The sequence below is a fragment of the Flavobacterium sp. 103 genome, assembly GCF_003096795.1.
Taxonomy (GTDB): domain Bacteria; phylum Bacteroidota; class Bacteroidia; order Flavobacteriales; family Flavobacteriaceae; genus Flavobacterium.
In genome coordinates this window covers 1,133,479-1,151,772 of the sequence record NZ_QENX01000001.1, presented here as the reverse complement: position 1 = coordinate 1,151,772, position 18,294 = coordinate 1,133,479, and the positions used below count along the sequence as shown (strand labels likewise).

21 protein-coding genes are annotated in these 18,294 nt (G+C 33.5%); 8 read left to right on the top strand and 13 right to left on the bottom strand.

Going from position 1 to position 18,294, the window contains the following annotated elements:
• Window positions 1-4 precede the first annotated feature (4 nt).
• The 4 genes from C8C85_RS04705 to C8C85_RS04690 form a co-directional block, all read right to left on the bottom strand.
• Window positions 5-754 (bottom strand): hypothetical protein, encoded by a 750-nt coding sequence (locus C8C85_RS04705; RefSeq protein ID WP_116796045.1) that lies wholly within the window; start codon window positions 752-754, stop codon window positions 5-7.
• 393 nt (window positions 755-1,147) lie between these two features.
• On the bottom strand, window positions 1,148-3,283 hold the full coding sequence (locus tag C8C85_RS04700) for a polyribonucleotide nucleotidyltransferase (RefSeq protein WP_116796044.1): 2,136 nt from the start codon (window positions 3,281-3,283) through the stop codon (window positions 1,148-1,150).
• A gap of 210 nt (window positions 3,284-3,493) precedes the next feature.
• Window positions 3,494-3,763: a 30S ribosomal protein S15 gene (rpsO, locus tag C8C85_RS04695; protein WP_077374687.1), complete on the bottom strand. Its 270-nt coding sequence runs from the start codon at window positions 3,761-3,763 to the stop codon at window positions 3,494-3,496.
• A gap of 154 nt (window positions 3,764-3,917) precedes the next feature.
• Window positions 3,918-4,373, bottom strand: coding sequence for a GAF domain-containing protein (locus C8C85_RS04690; RefSeq protein WP_116796043.1), 456 nt, complete (start codon window positions 4,371-4,373; stop codon window positions 3,918-3,920).
• A gap of 71 nt (window positions 4,374-4,444) precedes the next feature.
• On the opposite strand from C8C85_RS04690, the gene xrtF reads away from it, so the two are divergent.
• From xrtF to C8C85_RS04650, 8 genes are all read left to right on the top strand, one after another.
• Window positions 4,445-4,981, top strand: a complete 537-nt coding sequence (gene xrtF, locus C8C85_RS04685; protein ID WP_116798369.1) for an exosortase family protein XrtF — start codon at window positions 4,445-4,447, stop codon at window positions 4,979-4,981.
• Window positions 4,971-5,414, top strand: coding sequence for an exosortase F system-associated membrane protein (locus C8C85_RS04680; RefSeq protein ID WP_116796042.1), 444 nt, complete (start codon window positions 4,971-4,973; stop codon window positions 5,412-5,414). The genes xrtF and C8C85_RS04680 overlap by 11 nt, the downstream gene beginning before the upstream one ends.
• A gap of 61 nt (window positions 5,415-5,475) precedes the next feature.
• Window positions 5,476-6,306, top strand: coding sequence for a restriction endonuclease (locus tag C8C85_RS04675; RefSeq protein ID WP_116796041.1), 831 nt, complete (start codon window positions 5,476-5,478; stop codon window positions 6,304-6,306).
• Between the two features lie 111 nt (window positions 6,307-6,417).
• Window positions 6,418-7,773 (top strand): MBL fold metallo-hydrolase RNA specificity domain-containing protein, encoded by a 1,356-nt coding sequence (locus C8C85_RS04670; RefSeq protein ID WP_116796040.1) that lies wholly within the window; start codon window positions 6,418-6,420, stop codon window positions 7,771-7,773.
• 129 nt (window positions 7,774-7,902) lie between these two features.
• Window positions 7,903-8,316, top strand: a complete 414-nt coding sequence (locus C8C85_RS04665; RefSeq protein ID WP_116796039.1) for an HYC_CC_PP family protein — start codon at window positions 7,903-7,905, stop codon at window positions 8,314-8,316.
• A 62-nt stretch (window positions 8,317-8,378) separates the two neighbouring features.
• Window positions 8,379-10,391 (top strand): TonB-dependent receptor plug domain-containing protein, encoded by a 2,013-nt coding sequence (locus C8C85_RS04660; RefSeq protein WP_116796038.1) that lies wholly within the window; start codon window positions 8,379-8,381, stop codon window positions 10,389-10,391.
• A 56-nt stretch (window positions 10,392-10,447) separates the two neighbouring features.
• Window positions 10,448-10,825, top strand: a complete 378-nt coding sequence (locus tag C8C85_RS04655) for a heavy-metal-associated domain-containing protein (protein ID WP_243412045.1) — start codon at window positions 10,448-10,450, stop codon at window positions 10,823-10,825.
• A gap of 210 nt (window positions 10,826-11,035) precedes the next feature.
• Entirely contained in the window at window positions 11,036-11,713 is a 678-nt protein-coding gene (locus C8C85_RS04650; protein ID WP_116796037.1) for a DedA family protein, read from the top strand.
• Here C8C85_RS04650 and C8C85_RS04645 read toward each other — a convergent pair.
• The 9 genes from C8C85_RS04645 to C8C85_RS04610 all read right to left on the bottom strand — a co-directional run bounded on the left by C8C85_RS04645 (window position 11,688) and on the right by C8C85_RS04610 (window position 18,260).
• Window positions 11,688-12,017, bottom strand: coding sequence for a hypothetical protein (locus C8C85_RS04645; protein ID WP_116796036.1), 330 nt, complete (start codon window positions 12,015-12,017; stop codon window positions 11,688-11,690). The two genes, C8C85_RS04650 and C8C85_RS04645, sit on opposite strands and share 26 nt — an antisense overlap.
• Window positions 12,018-12,050: 33 nt before the next feature.
• Window positions 12,051-13,679, bottom strand: coding sequence for a chaperonin GroEL (gene groL / locus C8C85_RS04640; RefSeq protein ID WP_116796035.1), 1,629 nt, complete (start codon window positions 13,677-13,679; stop codon window positions 12,051-12,053).
• 79 nt (window positions 13,680-13,758) lie between these two features.
• Window positions 13,759-14,034 carry a co-chaperone GroES gene (gene groES, locus C8C85_RS04635; protein ID WP_100431955.1) on the bottom strand — a complete coding sequence of 92 codons (276 nt, stop codon included), beginning with the start codon at window positions 14,032-14,034 and terminating at the stop codon, window positions 13,759-13,761.
• 134 nt (window positions 14,035-14,168) lie between these two features.
• Window positions 14,169-14,507: a preprotein translocase subunit SecG gene (secG, locus tag C8C85_RS04630; RefSeq protein ID WP_111409973.1), complete on the bottom strand. Its 339-nt coding sequence runs from the start codon at window positions 14,505-14,507 to the stop codon at window positions 14,169-14,171.
• Between the two features lie 11 nt (window positions 14,508-14,518).
• Window positions 14,519-15,478: a tetratricopeptide repeat protein gene (locus tag C8C85_RS04625; protein WP_116796034.1), complete on the bottom strand. Its 960-nt coding sequence runs from the start codon at window positions 15,476-15,478 to the stop codon at window positions 14,519-14,521.
• Between the two features lie 124 nt (window positions 15,479-15,602).
• Window positions 15,603-16,106 carry an LPS assembly lipoprotein LptE gene (gene lptE / locus C8C85_RS04620; RefSeq protein ID WP_116796033.1) on the bottom strand — a complete coding sequence of 168 codons (504 nt, stop codon included), beginning with the start codon at window positions 16,104-16,106 and terminating at the stop codon, window positions 15,603-15,605.
• 99 nt (window positions 16,107-16,205) lie between these two features.
• Entirely contained in the window at window positions 16,206-17,465 is a 1,260-nt protein-coding gene (locus C8C85_RS04615) for a sigma-54 interaction domain-containing protein (protein WP_116798367.1), read from the bottom strand.
• A 113-nt stretch (window positions 17,466-17,578) separates the two neighbouring features.
• The gene (locus tag C8C85_RS18425) at window positions 17,579-17,722 is read right to left on the bottom strand and encodes a hypothetical protein (RefSeq protein ID WP_165818093.1); all 144 of its coding nucleotides are present in this window, start codon (window positions 17,720-17,722) and stop codon (window positions 17,579-17,581) included.
• Window positions 17,723-17,729: 7 nt separating this feature from the next.
• Window positions 17,730-18,260, bottom strand: a complete 531-nt coding sequence (locus C8C85_RS04610) for a YcxB family protein (RefSeq protein ID WP_116796032.1) — start codon at window positions 18,258-18,260, stop codon at window positions 17,730-17,732.
• Window positions 18,261-18,294: the final 34 nt, after the last annotated feature.

Here is an 18,294-nt window from a genome sequence, read left to right as displayed (position 1 = left end):
TTTATTATTTTGAATTGTTTATTGAAGAATCATAAATAGAAATCATTAAACTATTTATAAATTGATTATAGTCAGTTGTGCTTAAGCTTCTGTTTTTTTGATAGAAAGCATTGATGTTTTTCTTGTTCTCTGGAAATATTTTTACAATACTAGCCTTGTTGTTTATTTCGTAGAATTTATTGTTGTATTCAATGAAATATTGATATTTCTGATGAAAGGAGTAATAGACTCCTTCTTCGTTGATTTCTTTAAGAATGTCTTTGTAATGCTTAATGTATAAATTGAAATTTTTGCTAATTTTTATTAACTCATAATAACCGGATATGAATTCAGGCAATGAGGTTTGACTCTTTGTTATTTTAACAAAATTTTTCCCGTATATCGAAAAAGAATCTGTTTTGTCTTGAATTAGACTAATTCCGATATGTTCAGGTTGTTCAGGTGGATTTAAAATCAATTGGTCTTTAAAAATGTCGTATTTTAATTTTACATTAAAATAGGGCTGACCATCATAAACTAGATTCCCAATAGTGTATTTGTTGTTTTTGAAGAACATATTGTTGTCTCCAATCGTTTTGTAAGGGTTTAAGGCGAGGGGGCCATTATTTAACCCTAGGTTTTCTTTTCCAACAATGGAATCAAATTTAGTATATAATAAAATTTCAGAATTGGTTTGGGATTGTGCTTTGAACGTAGCAGCGGTAACTATAGTCAATAATACTATAAGTTTAATCTTTGATTTTCTAAATTGCATTTTTTTCTAAATGGTTTTTTTGTAGTTGGTTTTTTGCTAATAGATGATTTTAAACTTATTTTTAGAAAAATCATACATTTTTTTATAAAAGTAATATTTAATCTTACAAAAGCAAGTCTAATTGTTATATTTTTATTTTTTTAACTTATTCTGAAATAAAAGGCAAAAAATATATTTTTTTAAAAAATAGGTTTGAATTATATGCGGATTCTATTAATATTTTGATTTTGGTTTGGATTATAAGTGTGTTTTTCACGGCTAATATAGGTAGGAATTATTTTTGATATTAGAAAATCAAATAGTTTTCATTTTATTTATGCCGAAAAACCCCGTTTCATCATGATGAAACGGGGTTTTTTCTATAAAATAAACCTTTAGTAAACTAAGATCTGATTACTCTTTTTTCTCCTCACGTGGAGGTCTTGCGATAAGTGCTTTTCTAGACACTTTTTCTTTTCTGGTTTTTGGATCAACACCAAGGTATTTTACCATAAAAACATCTCCCATATTAACTACGTCAGCAACATTTTCTGTGCGTTCCCAAGCAAGTTCCGAAACGTGAAGCAATACTTCATTTCCAGGAGCAGCAGTATATTCTACAACCGCACCAAAGTCAAGCATTTTGATTACTTTAACTTCATATGCTTCTCCCATTTGTGGTTTGAAAGTGATCGATTGGATTTTTGCCAATACCGCTTCTATTCCAGCTGGATCAGTACCTAAAATTTCAATAACACCTTCTTCGTTTACCTCGTTGATTACGATAGTAGTTCCAGTAGCTTTTTGTAATTCTTGAATTACTTTTCCTCCAGGTCCAATTAAAGCACCAATAAAATTACCTGGAATTGTTCTTGTGATAATTTTTGGAGCATATGCTTTAACATCCGGTTTTGGAGCAGCCAAAGTTTCGGTTATTTTTCCAAGGATGTGTAAACGACCTTCACGAGCTTGAGCCAAAGCTTCCTCCATGATGTGGTATTCCAATCCTTCGATTTTGATGTCCATTTGGCAAGCAGTGATACCGTCAGCAGTTCCAGTTACTTTAAAGTCCATATCTCCTAAGTGATCTTCATCACCTAAAATATCAGATAATACAGCAAAACGAGCTCCGTCAGTAATCAATCCCATTGCAATTCCAGAAACAGGTTTAATCATTTGGATACCTGCATCCATTAATGCCAATGTTCCAGCACATACAGTAGCCATAGAAGACGAACCATTCGATTCTAATACTTCAGATACAATACGGATAGTGTAAGGACAATCAGCAGGAATCATATTTTTCAAAGCACGTTGTGCTAAGTTTCCGTGACCTACTTCTCTTCTTGAAGTTCCTCTTAAAGGTTTTGCTTCACCAGTTGAGAAAGGAGGGAAGTTGTAGTGTAGGTAGAATTTCTCTTCGCCTTGTTCTGATGGAGAGTCAATTTGGTTTGCTTCTCTAGAAGTTCCTAAAGTTGCAGTCGCCAATGCTTGAGTTTCTCCTCTTGTAAAGATTGAAGATCCGTGAACAGATGGTAAATAATCAACTTCAGCCCAAATTGGTCTGATTTCGTTTGTTTTTCTTCCGTCTAAACGAGTTCCTAAATCTAGGGTTACGTTGCGAACTGCTTCTTTATTAGTTTTATAGAAGTATTTAGAAACTAAATCTCCGTCTGCTGCCAATTCTTCTTCAGTAAATAAAGCTTTTACTTCTTCTTTTACTTCGGCAAATGAAGCTGTTCTTTCTTGTTTAGATGAACCTACTTTTGCAATAGCGTAAATTTTATCATAAGCCGCAGCTTTTACTTTAGCGTAAATAGCTTCGTCTTCTTTTTCGTTTTCGTAAGTACGCGTTTCTTTTTTACCAAAAGCTTCAACAAGTCTTTCTTGAGCTGCGATTTGGATTTTGATAGCATCATGAGCAAACTTAATCGCTTCTACCATTTCTTTTTCTGAAATCTCTTTCATCTCACCTTCTACCATTGCGATAGAATCTTTTGAAGCTCCAATCATCATGTCGATGTCAGATAATTCTAATTGAGCACGACTTGGGTTGATAATGAATTTTCCGTCTACACGTGCAACACGTACTTCAGAAATTAAAGTGGAAAAAGGGATGTCAGACAATGCAAGTGCTGCAGATGAAGCTAAGCCTGCTAGTGCATCTGGCATAACGTTTTCGTCATGAGACATTAATTGAACCATTACTTGTGTTTCAGCATGGTAATCATCTGGGAAAAGTGGACGCAATACACGGTCTACTAATCTCATTGTTAATACTTCGCTGTCGCTTGGTCTTGCTTCTCTTTTGAAAAAACCACCTGGGAAACGACCTGCTGCTGCAAATTTTTCACGGTAATCTACCGTTAGGGGTAAAAAGTCAATACCAGGGCTGGCTTTGCGGGCAGATACTACAGTTGCAAGCAACATGGCATTTCCCATTTGAACTACTACAGAACCGTCAGCTTGTTTAGCTAATTTTCCGGTCTCGATTGAGATGCTTCTGCCATCTCCTAAATCGATAATTTCTTTTGAAACTTTTGGAATCATACTTTATTTTTTGTGATTAAACAATGGGTTCTAGTTGTGTTGTTAGTTGTAGTTGTTGCGTAGTTAATGCCTAAAACCCAATGAAAAACCAAACTTTTTTTAATCTAAATATTAATCTTTTCAAATTAATATCGAATTTAAGAATTTAAAATTTAACTTCTAAACTCTAAAATAAAAAAGAGGCACTCTCGCACCTCTTTTATATATTGATTATTTTCTAATACCCAATACTTTGATAATCTCACGATATCTGTTGATCTCTGTTTTCTTCAAGTAATCCAACAAAGCTCTTCTTTTACCTACTAATAGTACCAATGAACGCTCTGTGTTGAAATCGTGACGATTTTTTTTCAAGTGCTCAGTAAGGTGGCTAATTCTGTAAGTGAATAACGCGATTTGACCTTCTGCAGATCCTGTGTTTTCTGCTTTTCCTCCGTGTTTAGCGAAGATTTCTTCTTTAATCTCTTTAGTTAAATACATTCGAATATTATTTAATGATTTTTATGTATGTCTTACAGCTATTATAAGACGGGTGCAAAAGTAATGCAAAATATTGAAATATTCAAAAATTAAATGATTAAATGCTTTTGGAGTCTTATAATAGGACTCTTTGAATTTTTTAATCTTTAATTTTTTAATACAACTTTGCAATCTCCTCATTAACAAATTCCAAGAAGCGTTCATCTTCTTCTGTAAAAGGATCTATTACATGACTGTCAATGTCAATTTGGCCAATGTTTTCTCCATTTACAAAAAGTGGAACCACAATTTCAGATTTTACAGTAAAGCTGCAGGCAATATAGTTGTCTTGGGCGCTTACATCTGGAACAACAAAATTATTGTTGGAAATTGCCACTTGACCACAGATTCCTTTTCCAAAAGGGATAACTGTATGGTCAGTTTCTGCACCTACGTAAGGACCTAGATGAAGTGTTTTGGCTTCGTGATTGGCAAAATAAAATCCTACCCAGTTGTAGTAGGAAATGGAATCGCTCAACAGTTGACAAACTGCTAAAAGTTTTTCATCTCTTGAGAGAGTTGTATTTAATGTAATTTCACTTACTTTGGGCTTTAATTCTTGAAAAGTCATGTTCTGTTATTTTTCACAAAAGTATTTAAAGCCAATTTTAAAAATTGTATAAATTTGTTAAAAATTTAATTTTGAAAAAATATTTCGTCCAGTACAAACCTTTTTTGCTTTTTCTTGTTAGCTTTTTTGGTACTTATGTATTGCTTACGTTCCTGTATCAATTCTTTTTGAATGGTTTTGAAAATGAAAAAGTAGATACAATAACACGAATGGTGGCAAGAAACACACAAGAAGTTATTTCTTGGATGAATCAATCGAGTTATATTGTGGAAAGTGATAATAGTCCTGTTTTTACTGTGTTTTTTCAAAATCAAGGTGTTGCCAAGATTGTAGAAGGTTGTAACGGAATCAGTGTTGTTATTTTATTTATTTCTTTTATTGTAGCATTTTCAGGAAGCTTAAAAAACACCTTGCTTTTTATTTTTAGTGGAAGTCTTATAATTTATATTCTGAATGTGCTTCGAATTGCAGTTTTGACCGTTTTGCTTTATTATTTCCCTAACCAATCCCATTTACTGCATGGTGTTCTTTTTCCATTGATGATTTATGGTTTTGTCTTTGTTTTATGGGTAATTTGGGTGAATAAATTTTCGAAATATGCTAAATAAATTGCTTCAAAATAAAACTAGAATTTTTGTCGTAATGGTGCTCATGATACTATTGGTGTCTGTTAGGGCGTTTGAAAAACAATTATTTTACGATCCTTTTCTGGTTTATTTTGAGGGAGACTATATGAAATCAGCTTTGCCTGAGTTTGATAATTTGAAGTTGTTTTTTGGATTATCTTTTCGTTTTTTTTTGAATACTATACTTTCCTTAGGAATTCTTTATTTTCTTTTTAGAGATAAAGAGATGATTTCATTTGCATCGATTTTGTATCTTTCTCTGTTTATAATTTTAATTGCCTCTTTCTTTTGTATGCTGCTTTTTTTTGAAAATCAGGAAAATCTACTGTTGTTTTATGTGCGCCGTTTTTTGATTCAGCCTTTGTTTTTAATTCTTTTTATACCAGCGTTTTATTATCAAAAACTTAATAAATAACGACTGTTATTTTGTATCTTTAATCTGAATTTGGTAAACTTAATTGTTGAATTTAGAAAAGATGAAAATTGTAAAGCATTCAGGGGCTATTGTTGATTTTAATCGCTCAAAATTAAAACAATCTCTGCTTAAATCGGGAGCAGCTCCCGCCATGGTTGATGATGTTTTGCAACTTATTGAAAAAGAAGTTTACGAAGGTATTTCTACCAAACATATTTATAAGATGGCTTTTGGACTTCTTAAAAAAATCTCCAACTCGAATGCCGCGCGATATAATCTGAGAGAGGCAATCCGATTGTTGGGACCTGCAGGTTTTTTTTTCGAAAAATTTATTGCCCGACTTTTTTCTTCAGAACATTATCAAACCAAAGTTAATTTGATTTTGTGGGGCAAATGCGTTTCACATGAAGTTGATGTTTTGCTTAAAAATAATGATGTCATTACTATGGTCGAGTGCAAATTTCATGTAGGCAGAGATGCCACTACAGACGTAAAAGTGCCGATGTATATATTGTCCCGATTCAATGATTTGAAAGAGAGAAAGCATGAAATATTTTCTCAAAATGATACTATTTCCAAATGTTGGATTGTTACCAATAATCGTTTTACTACTGATGCAATTGATTTTGCAAAATGTTCGGACCTTAACTTGCTGTGTTGGGATTACCCTAAAAGCAATAATTTGAAAACTAAAATAGATAATCATCAGCTGTATCCCATAACTTGTCTAACGACATTGACTCTTTCTGAGAAAGAAAAATTATTGATTTTAGATATTATTTTGGTTCGTGAGATTATCAATAATAGAGAGGATTTGGAAAAAATAGGATTGAGCCCCAATCGAATAAAAAATGTAATTAAAGAAGCATCAGAGTTGTGCAGGTTTATATAGTTTTTTAAAGTGACTAAGATTTTATCGGGCTATTTAAAAGTTATAAATTAACTTAGAATCTAAGAATCTCAGAGGCTTAGTATTTTTACAATTAATCTAAATTGAATTAAAATGAAAATTACATGTATTGGCGGGGTAGGAACGGTCACGGGATCCAAAACTTTGGTAGAAAGTAACGGCATTCGAATTTTGATAGACTGCGGACAATTTCAAGGATTAAAGGCCTTGCGGGAACTCAATTGGGAACCTTTGCCAATTTTGCCTTCGACTATAGACTTTGTGTTGTTAACCCATGGTCATTTGGATCATTGTGGATGGTTGCCAAGATTAGTAAATCAAGGTTTTGAAGGTAAAATATATTGCACTAGTCCAACAAAAGATGTTGCCAAGCTGATCCTTTTGGACAGTGCCAAAATTCAAGAAGAAGATGCCAGAATTGCAAATGAAGGAAAGTTTTCAAAACACGAAATAGCAGAACCGCTATACACAATAGCACAGGCCGAAAAGGTTTTTCCGCATTTCAGAGTGATCAATCCCAATGAAAGTATTGCATTAGATGCCGAGATTGAAGCTGTTTTCACAAATGCTGGTCATATTCTTGGAGCATGCAGCATAGAGCTTAGACTCGAAAATAAAGTAGTTGTTTTCTCTGGGGATATTGGTCGTGATAATGACGTATTGATGTTTCCGCCCACAAAACCTAAAAAAGCCGATTATGTTTTCCTTGAAAGCACTTACGGTAATAGATTGCATCCAGATATCGATCCTAAAGTAGAATTGGAAATGCATATCAATAATACGATTCGAAACGGTGGAACTGTCATAATTCCAAGTTTCGCAGTTGAGCGATCCCAAAGTATAATGTATTTACTTTGGCAATTGAAGGAAGAAAATAAGATTCCGAATATTCCTTATATTATTGATACTCCCATGGGGATAAGCATGCTGGAACTTTTTGTAAATAATAGAAAATGGCATCGTTTGCACCAAGATGAGTTTACCGCCATGTGCAAAATGTTTACCCTAATTTCAGATTACCAAGAAACGATAGATACCATTTATAATAAACAGCCCAAAATAGTTATTGCCGCCAGCGGTATGGTAACTGGAGGTAGGGTGTTGAGTTATTTGGAACGGTATATAGGTTTGCCAGAAACGACCATAATTATAGTTGGTTATCAAGGAGAAGGTACTCGCGGAAGAAAATTGCTGGAAGGCGCAACTGATATAAAAATACACGGAAGATACTATCAAGTAAAAGCCAAAGTGGTTGAGATAGAAAGTTTGTCGGCACATGGAGACCAAAAGGATTTAATCAATTGGCTTTCGGAATTGGAGGAAGCTCCGAAAAAAGTGTTTTTGGTACATGGTGAAAATGAACCAGCAGATGAATTAAGAATCAAAATTCAAGAAAAATATGGTTTTGGATGCATTGTTCCTATGATGGGGCAGGAGTTTGAATTGTAGTTTTGGTTTTTACGAGAGTTTAAACAGTTAATTTTTGCTCAGAAACTTAGAGGCTAAGAATCTGAGACACTTTAAAAAAATTAACAAGAATTTGATTTTTAGAATTGATAATAAAGCTAATTTTGTATTATGAAATTCAAAAGACACATAAGTATATTTTTAGCCGTTCTATTATTGGTTTCCAATGTAGGTCTGGCTTTTAATGTGCATTATTGTGGAGGAGAAATATCTTCTGTTTCACTGAATTCTACTTTGCCATCAATGCAAAGTGAAAAAGGCTGTTGCGAAAAAAAAGTAGTCAGTAAAAAAGACAGCTGTTGCAAGGACAAAAAAATCCTCATTCAGAAAAAAGTAGATAACGGAATTGTTAAGTCTTTTTCTTTTCAGTTCGATTATGTTTTTTTAGCTCCAGAATTTCATGCTGTTGTATTTAAAGCTGTACCTAGTTTTAAAAACAATCAGTCTCTTACCTATTATTGCGATGCCAATGCGCCGCCACTTTTCAAGCTGTATAGCCAATACCTCCTTTACGATAAATTGTAATGTTTAATTACAGTCGAGCCCTTATTTAAGGTCTGACATATTTAATCATTATAATTTTAATCATGAAAACAAACTTAACAATAGTTTTAGTGCTTTTGTTTGCTGCTTTTAATTCTTATTCACAAGATACTTTACGAGAAATAAAAGTCCAGGCCAAACGCAAGAGCATTCAAAAAACATACACACTTACTGGTAATACAACATTAGTAACCAAAAAAGAATTACTAAAAGCCGCCTGTTGCAATCTTGCCGAAAGCTTTGAAACCAATCCCTCAATAGATGTTAATTTTTCAGATGCATTGACTGGAACCAAGCAAATCAAAATGTTAGGTTTAACAAGCCCTTATTTGATGATGACCCAGGAAAATATCCCTTCCGTTCGTGGTGCTTCTCAGGTTTATGGACTTTCCTTTACGCCTGGTCCTTGGATAGAAAGTATTCAAATTACAAAGGGAGCGGGAAGTGTGGTCAATGGTTTTGAAAGCATATCGGGTCAAATCAATACCGAATTGATAAAACCGATATCGGAAGTTCCAGTTTTATTGAACGCTTATGGATCGACCGATTCCCGTTTTGAACTAAATGCCAATTTTAATCAAAAATTGTCAGACAAATGGGCGACCAGTTTATTGTTGCACGGCAATATTCGAGATTCCAAAATGGATAAAAATGACGACGGCTTTCTGGATAATCCTTTGCAAAAACAATTCAATTTACTCAATCGCTATCAATATTATAATGCGGAAACGGGTTGGATTAGTTTCATTAATCTGCAGTATATGAATGATACTAAATTAATGGGAGAAACCAGTTTTGATCCTGATAGAGACAAAGGAACAACCAACGCCTGGGGTTCTGAAATCGATACCAAAAAGATAGATGTCTCCACAAAAATAGGCTATGTTTTTAAGGATATGCCATTTCAAAGTTTTGGTTTCCAAAATGCTTTTTCCAGCTATGACCAGAATTCTTATTTTGGATTGAATGGCTACAACATGCAGCAAAACAGTTTTTATTCAAACTTGATTTTTAATTCAATTATCAATAATGAAAAAAATAAGTTTGCTACAGGTTTGAATTTTACCTATGATAGCTATAATGAGTTTTTAAATACATCGGATTATAGCAGAATAGATAATACAGTTGGAGCTTTCTTTGAATATACTTATGATAATCAAGATAATTTTAGTTTGATTCTTGGAGGTCGGGCAGATTATGGGAATCGTTTGGGTGTTTTTGTTACACCAAGAATTCATATGAAATACAATCCTTGGGAGAAAGGAGTTTTGAGAGTTTCTGCCGGTAGAGGAAAACGTCCTGCCAATATTTTTGCCGAAAATCAAACCTTATTTGCCAGCTCCAGAACTTTTGATATCACAAATGTAGGAGGTAAAATTTATGGATTGGACCCTGAAATTGCTTGGAATTATGGTGTGAGCTTTATGCAAGGTTTCAAGTTGTTTAATCGAAATGGAGATGTTACCGCCGATTTTTATAGAACCAATTTTAAGAATCAGGTAGTGGTGGATATTATGCAAAGCCCGCAACAAGTAATTTTTCATAATTTGGATGGTGTTTCATATGCCAACAGCTTTCAATTGGAGTTCAATTATGAATTGGCTAAGCATTTGGAATTGCGTTCGGCTTACAAATACTATGATATTAAAACCGATTATTTGTCGGGTAAATATCAAAGACCATTGCAGGCAGCTCATCGTTTCTTTGGGAATTTAGGTTATGAAACTCATATTCAGGATAAAGGGCAACAATGGAAAATTGACTTCACTTACAATTGGATTGGAGAGCAACAATTACCTTACACGGCTTCAAATCCTGTAGCCTATCAGCTTTCTGAACATTCGCCAGCGTATTCTTTGATGAATGCTCAAATTACCAGAATATTTTCATCAACTTTTGAAGTGTATATAGGTGGCGAGAACATTGGGAATTACACTCAAAATCCAGCAATAGTGGATGCGCAAAATCCTTTTGGTCCTTATTTTGATGCAACTATTTTGTATGCACCCGTATTTGGACAGATGTATTATGCAGGTTTAAGGTTAAAAATAAAATAGAAAAATATCAAAAATCAATATCAAAAAAATAATTTTAAAATTTAATACTTATAAAAATGAAAACAAATATTAAAGAATTTAGAAACAGCAGCATTAAGAACCTATTTTTAGTTTTACTAATGACTGTTTTTACAATTTCGGCTCAAGGCCAAGAAACGAAAAATAAAAACGCTAAATATACTACCGAAGTAAATGGCAACTGCGAGCAATGCCAGAAGAGAATCCAGAAGGCAGCTTATTCAGTTCCAGGAGTGAAATCGGCTTCATGGAGTATTGAGACACATCAATTGGCTTTAATTATTAATGAGGAAAAATGCTCTTTGATGGATGTGAAAAAGGCAATAGCCAAAGTAGGTCATGATACGGATTCGGTAAAATCAACAAAAGAAGACTATGATAATCTTCATAGTTGTTGTCAGTATGAAAGATTATAATGATTTAGTTGTAAATGATTTTGTAGCGCAAATTTTTTTTATACCCATTAATTTGTAACTTTCAGTAATTGAAAAAGCATCAAAATAGGAGTTTAATTTTGATGCTTTTTGTGGTTTTTAAATCGTTAATAAAACTTTAAAATGAATTAATAAATTGTGGTTCACCTAAATTATCCTTACTTTCACAGCTTAAATAAAACATGACAATTTATGAGTAATTTTGAATGGACCCAATTAGTAAATCCTGAATTTTATATAACTTTTACAATTGGTGGCATTCAACTGGGTTTGTACATTGTTTTATTCATTGTTTTTGCGGAAACGGGTCTTTTTGCCGGTTTTTTTCTTCCAGGTGATAGTTTACTTTTTCTTGCTGGAATTTACAGTCGTGATTTGGTTCAGAATATTCTTTTTATTGAAAGTGATTTTGTAAATCTTGTTATACTCTCAACATTAGTGGCGCTCTCAGGCGTTTTTGGAAATATGGTTGGTTATTGGTTTGGAGCCAAAAGCGGGTATTATTTATATAATAGAGAAGATACACTTTTGTTTAAGAAAAAGTATTTGCTTCAGTCTAAAGAATTTTTCGAAAAGCATGGCGGAAAAGCTATTATTTATGCAAGATTTTTGCCTATTGTGAGAACTTTTGCACCGATAGTTGCCGGTATTGGCTCGATGGATAGAAAAAAGTTTATGTTTTTTAATATCCTAAGTTCTTTTTTATGGTCTTTTGTTTTAATTTTTTCTGGACATTATCTTTATGGCATGTTTTTGGAAATGGGAATTGACTTAAAAGAACATATTGAGAAAATCGTCATCGGAATTATATTGGTATCAACCTTGCCTGTTTTCCTAAAAATAATTAAGAAAAAAGTAGTTCATCATTAAGATTTATTAAATAAAAGAAACCGTCTTGCTCAAGAGAACAAGACGGTTTTTTTTTGGATGATTGCAAAAAAAATAAAATGCTAATCCTTAGCCCCGATAGCAGTGAAAATCCTTTTTTGGGCCGATTTTTATTCGGCTCAAAAAAGATTGCAACGGATTGCTTCGCCAGTTCGGCTTTCAGCCTCGTGTGCGGGAACAATGCCAGCAAAAAAGCCAAATCTTTCTGCTCCCAAAATAATTGATTGAACTCCGCTAAAAGGACTCCTGAAAAGGCATGAAAAAATCCGTCAAGAACGAAATTCAAGACGGATTTTATAGTTGAAATCTAATGCTGATTTTACATCATTCCTGGCATACCTCCACCCATGTGGCCTCCACCTGCATTTTCTTCTTTAATATCGATTAATGCGCATTCTGTAGTCAAGATCATTCCCGCAACCGAAGCAGCATTTTCTAATGCGATACGAGTTACTTTTTTAGGGTCAATGATTCCAGCTTTTAGCATATCTACGTACTCATCTGTTTTGGCATTGTATCCAAAATCTCCAGAGCCTTCACTAACTTTTGCAACAACAACAGAGCCTTCAAGACCTGCATTTTCGACAATAGTTCTTAAAGGAGATTCTATCGCACGAGAAATAATTTGAATACCTGTTTTCTCATCAGCATTGTCTGAAGCAATAGTGCTTAGAACGTTTTTAGCTCTCAATAAAGCTACTCCACCTCCAGCAACAATTCCTTCTTCAACAGCAGCGCGAGTCGCGTGAAGTGCGTCGTCAACACGGTCTTTTTTCTCTTTCATTTCTACTTCAGAAGCAGCACCAACATAAAGTACAGCAACACCTCCAGCTAATTTAGCCAAACGTTCTTGCAATTTTTCTTTATCATAATCAGAAGTCGTAGTTTCCATTTGACCTTTGATTTGGTTCACGCGATTTTTGATCATATCTGCTTCTCCAGCACCACTTACAATTGTAGTGTTGTCTTTGTCGATAGTTACTCTTTTTGCAGAACCTAGCATCTCTAATGTTGTGTTTTCCAAAGTATATCCTCTTTCTTCAGAGATTACAGTTCCACCAGTTAAGATAGCGATATCTTCTAGCATTGCTTTTCTTCTGTCTCCAAAACCAGGAGCTTTTACAGCAGCGATTTTCAAGGCACCACGCAATTTGTTTACCACCAAAGTTGATAAAGCTTCACCATCAACATCTTCAGCAATAATCAATAATGGTTTTCCAGTTTGTGCAATTGGTTCTAATATTGGTAATAATTCTTTTAAAGAAGAAACTTTTTTGTCATACAAAAGGATGTATGGACTTTCTAGTTCTGCTTCCATTTTTTCTGGATTGGTAACAAAGTATGGAGAAAGGTATCCTCTGTCAAATTGCATTCCTTCAACAACATCTACATACGTATCTGTTCCTTTGGCTTCTTCAACAGTGATTACACCTTCTTTACCTACTTTAGCGAAAGCATTGGCAATTAATTCTCCAATCACTTCATCATTGTTGGCAGAGATAGAAGCAATTTGTTTGATTTTTTCAGAATCGCTACCTACTACTTTTGCTTGTTTGGCAAGGTCAGCAACGATAGCTTCAACAGCTTTGTCAATACCACGTTTCAAATCCATTGGATTTGCTCCGGCAGCAACGTTTTTCAATCCTTCTTTAACGATAGCTTGTGCCAATACCGTAGCAGTTGTAGTTCCGTCTCCAGCTAAATCATTGGTTTTTGAAGCAACTTCTTTTACCATTTGAGCACCCATATTTTCCAATGGATCTTTCAATTCAATTTCTTTGGCAACTGTAACACCATCTTTAGTTACGTTTGGCCCACCAAAAGATTTTCCAATAATTACGTTACGTCCTTTTGGACCCAGGGTTACTTTAACCGCATTCGCTAATGCATCAACTCCACGTTTTAAACCGTCACGTGCTTCAATATCAAATTTTATATCTTTTGCCATTTTAAATTTTGTTTAAAGTTTAGTTTGTTTCAAGTTGTCAAGTTATCTTGATACTTAATTCTTTATACTTAACACTTTTTTAGATTATCGCAAGGATATCGTCCTCACGCATGATTAGGTAATCTTTTCCTTCTAATTTTAATTCCGTCCCAGCATATTTTCCATAAAGTACTGTATCACCAATTTTGACAGTCATGGTATGGTCTTTAGTTCCATTTCCTACTGCAACTACAGTTCCTTTTTGTGGTTTTTCTTTTGCGGTATCTGGAATAAAAATCCCTGACGCCGTTTTCGTTTCAGCTGCAACTGGTTCGATAAGAACTCGATCTGAAAGTGGTTTAATGTTTAAAGTCATGATTTTTTATGTTTATGTTAATTTTTACTGTTGTTGTATTTCAGAAATTATGCCACAGTACGTAAACTGACATTTTTTCTTATAAAAAATGCCAGCTTTGACAGGCTGGCATTTTGAGTATTTATGTAAATAAATTATTTTGCTGGAGTTGCAGGTGTACTTTGTGCAGGAGCATTTGTCGCAGGAGCATTAGTTTTTGGTGCTGCAGTTTCAGTGTTGTCAATGATTTTTGAATCAGCATCACTTAAAGTTCCTGTGAAACTTAAACCTGAAAGTAAGATTAAAGCAATTAATATAGTTGCCAATGTCCAAGTACTTTTGTCTAAGAAATCAGTAGTTTTTTGTACACCACCTAACATTTGAGAACCACTTATTGTAGAAGAAAGTCCACCGCCTTTAGGGTTTTGAACCATTATTACTACGATCAATAGAAAACATACTATTGTAATTAAAACTAAAAAAATTGAAAACATACTATTTATTATTAATTGTTATTTTGTTGTACTATTTTAATATCCTTTATACGGTCTGCAAAGAAACTACTTTTTTCTGGATATTTCAAAATTAATATTTCATAAGCTTGTATGGCTTTTTGATATTTTTTTTGTTCCAAATACACTTTAGCCAGAGTCTCTGTCATTAAATAAGAATTATCCTCTTTGTTGAGATCTATATTTGGTGTGAAGACTACTCCGGGTTTTATAGGCGGAATCTTTGGACTGGTTTCGATGAACTTATCAATCAATTCTGCTTTTTTCTTTTTACTCTCGTCAATGATAGATTCGGGTTCTTTTGCCATACTATTATTTTCTTGTGGATTTTCTCGCATAATGGGTTGTATCCTCGAAATTTGAAGCCATTGATGGAATGAATGTGTTTCTGATTTTGAAAAATCCAGTGGTTTCCCAATTTCTAAATTTTTCTCAGCTTCCGTTGTTACTTCTTCCGTTTTTATTGGTGTAGCTTCCTTAATAGAGTCGAGAATCGATTGTTCAACATTTTTATCGATTTCTAATTTTTCAATAAAGAGAGAATTGCTTTGAGCAGGATTAGCATTAGCCTCTTTTATGGAAGTAAGGATAGAATGCTGCAATGGAGTTGTTGCAGTTGGCGTTATCTCTTCTTTTTCGACGATTTGACTGTCAATTACGGTTATGTTAAGGAGTTCCTGAATTTTTTTCTCATAAGTCTTTTTTTGAATAGCTGTAAAAGATTCGGAAGTAATAAAGTCAAATAGAACGCTACGGTCGGTAGTGTGTGCGGCGGCAACTTTTAATGCAAAATTATACTTGTAGCTATTTTGATTGTACAGCCCTTTTAAACGCAACGCTCGTGCACTCTGAAAAAATGGAAATTCATCCAATACTTTTTCTAAAGCCACCGTTTGTATCTCGTTGATTTCTTCGGGTTGGTTTAATAAATAATTATAGCTACTAACGTTCATTTTTTTTGTGTTCCTTAATTTAAGTGTTTTGTCTTGTTATTTTAGTATTCTTTTGTCTGAAATCGAACACTAAAAAATTAAATTGTTTTCTGTTAACTGAAAACTGCAATCTGATTACTGCCGGTTACCATTTTGCAAGTGAATCATTGAAAATATCCTGAGTAATTCTTTCGAAAATTTCTTTGATCGCGGCATCTTTCGTTGCTCCTGTCAATTGCTGGGCAGCAGGAAAGTCATAATAAAACTCAAAAGATTTTTCGAAATCGTCAGCTTCCTTGTTTTTATTGGTAAATCTAACCATTACTCTAATTTTTAATCGGTTTTGTGCCGCCTTTTGGTCGGCAGTTGCAGTCATTGGACTGATGCGGTAATCTGTAATTTCTCCTTCATACATTAAATCTCCTCCATTTTTTACTAAGTGCAAATTAGTTTGATTCTGAATCAAGTCCTGTAATGTAAGTGTAAAAGTTCGGTCAATTCCCGGTTCAATCAAATCAGAATTGTTTGGAAAGAAATTTACCTGATATGTTTTGGCATCAATTTTACCGGTTCCTGTAAAGTTATATACCGAACAACTGTTTAGGATGAATGAACTAATTATTAATAAGAGATAATGTGCTTTTTTCATAAAATGTATAAGTTCCAAAATCTAATTTGGTTCAAATTTCAAATGTACAAAAATCGAATTAGTGATTTGAAATTTGTTTTTTTGAAATTTTATTTTTTGTTATAAATCAAATTGTTTTATTTTTCGATACAAAGTGCGTTCCGAAATACCCAATTCATCTGCTGCGGCTTTTCTTTTTCCTTTGTTTTTTTCCAATGATTTTTTAATCATCTCGATTTCTTTTTGTTCGAGTCTCAAGATTTCTTCCTCTTCAATGGTTTCGGCCAAAAGGTAATTATTGTTGTCCTGTTCTTCGTAATTCTGTTCTCTATTTGAATTGGATATAAACGAAGTTCTTGGTTCTTCTTCAAAATCAATTTCACTGTCCTCTTCCTTGGAACCGTATATTTTTTTGATAAGCGATTTATTGGCTTCCTGAACATTGGAGCTGCTATTTTGCATTAATTCCAATGTCAGTTTTTTCAAATCATGTAAGTCACTTTTCATATCGAAAAGGACTTTGTACAAAATCTCTCTTTCGGTATTAAAATCGCTGTCATTTTTTTTGTCTTTAATTACCGATGGTAAATTACTGTCTTCGCTTGGAAGGTAAGTCTGTAAAGTCGCAGCTGTAATGTCTCTATTGGTTTCTAATACCGAAATCTGTTCGGCAACATTTCGCAATTGTCTAATATTACCGCTCCAGCGAAACTTTTGCAAAAGCAAAATAGCGGCATCATCCAGTTTCAATGGAGGCATTTTATATTTTTGGGCAAAATCAGCCACAAATTTTCTGAACAATAAATGGATGTCTTCTTTTCGTTCTCTAAGTGGTGGCAATTGAATGTCAACGGTACTTAAACGATAATATAAATCTTCACGAAATTTCCCTTTTTCAATAGCCTTGAATAAATTGACGTTGGTCGCAGCCACGATTCGGACATTCGTTTTTTGAACTTGAGAAGATCCCACTTTTATGAATTCCCCATTTTCCAAAACACGTAACAAACGCACTTGTGTAGTCAAGGGTAATTCTCCCACTTCATCAAGGAAAATAGTACCACCATTGGCAACTTCAAAATACCCTTCACGGGTGCTTGTGGCACCTGTAAAAGCCCCTTTTTCGTGACCAAAAAGTTCACTGTCAATAGTTCCTTCCGGAATTGCTCCACAGTTTACAGCAATATATTTACCGTGTTTTCGGTGTGATAATGAATGTATAATCCTTGGGATATTCTCTTTTCCTACACCACTTTCTCCAGCCACCAAAACCGAAATGTCGGTAGGGGCAACCTGAATTGCTTTTTCTATGGCACGATTGAGCTTTGGATCATTTCCAATAATCTCAAAGCGCTGTTTTATTGATTGTACTGTATCCATTTGCTTTTTTTCTAACACAGATTTCACAGATTGTAACAAATTAAAAATCTCTGAAAATTTTCCTGATTATTAAAATTGAAATTTGATTGAATAACTGTTCGATTCTTTTTCTACTATTGAGGCTTTGTTAGCGTATCTTTTTGGATAGCTGTTTTTTCAACTTTGTGTTTTGGGAAATAAGTTCTAATGACATAGAATGTTGTTCCAAAAGCAATAATAAAAGTAATCAAAGCGATAAGTATATTTTTTTTGGTCATAATAATTTTAATTTTTGAAACTCTTTCTTATATCGATTGAATTAAAAAGCAGTCTTAATTCATTGTATTCATTGTCTTTTAAATTTGCTTTGATAATTGGTAAAGCAGAATTTTTCTGTAAATAAATTAGAAACCACTCGTTAGTTTCCTTGATTTGATATGAATCTTTCCAGAAATTCTCTATTTTAAAAGTTTCGCCTTCTTGAATGAAAGAGTTGTTTTTGAATAATATTTTTTGAGTTTCTAGGTTTTTTTTATTTTTCAGTATATTTTTTTTCATTGTCGATATTGTTCGAAAATAGACAAAAGCCCATATTGTAATGATTAGGACAAAAGGGAAGACATCAATAATATCCCAATTTTTTGAATTAGCATTGTTATTGGATTCTAAAAGAGTTCCTAAATTGCTTTGTAGAATAAATATTACTATTAGAAAAGGAGCAATTTTTAAAAAAGGCATACGTATTAATAAATACTTGGAGACTTTTACTAAAGTGTCTATGTTTGGATTGTATTCAATTGTAATTTCTTTTTCCATCTATAATTTTTTAATCTGTGCTAATTTGTGAAAT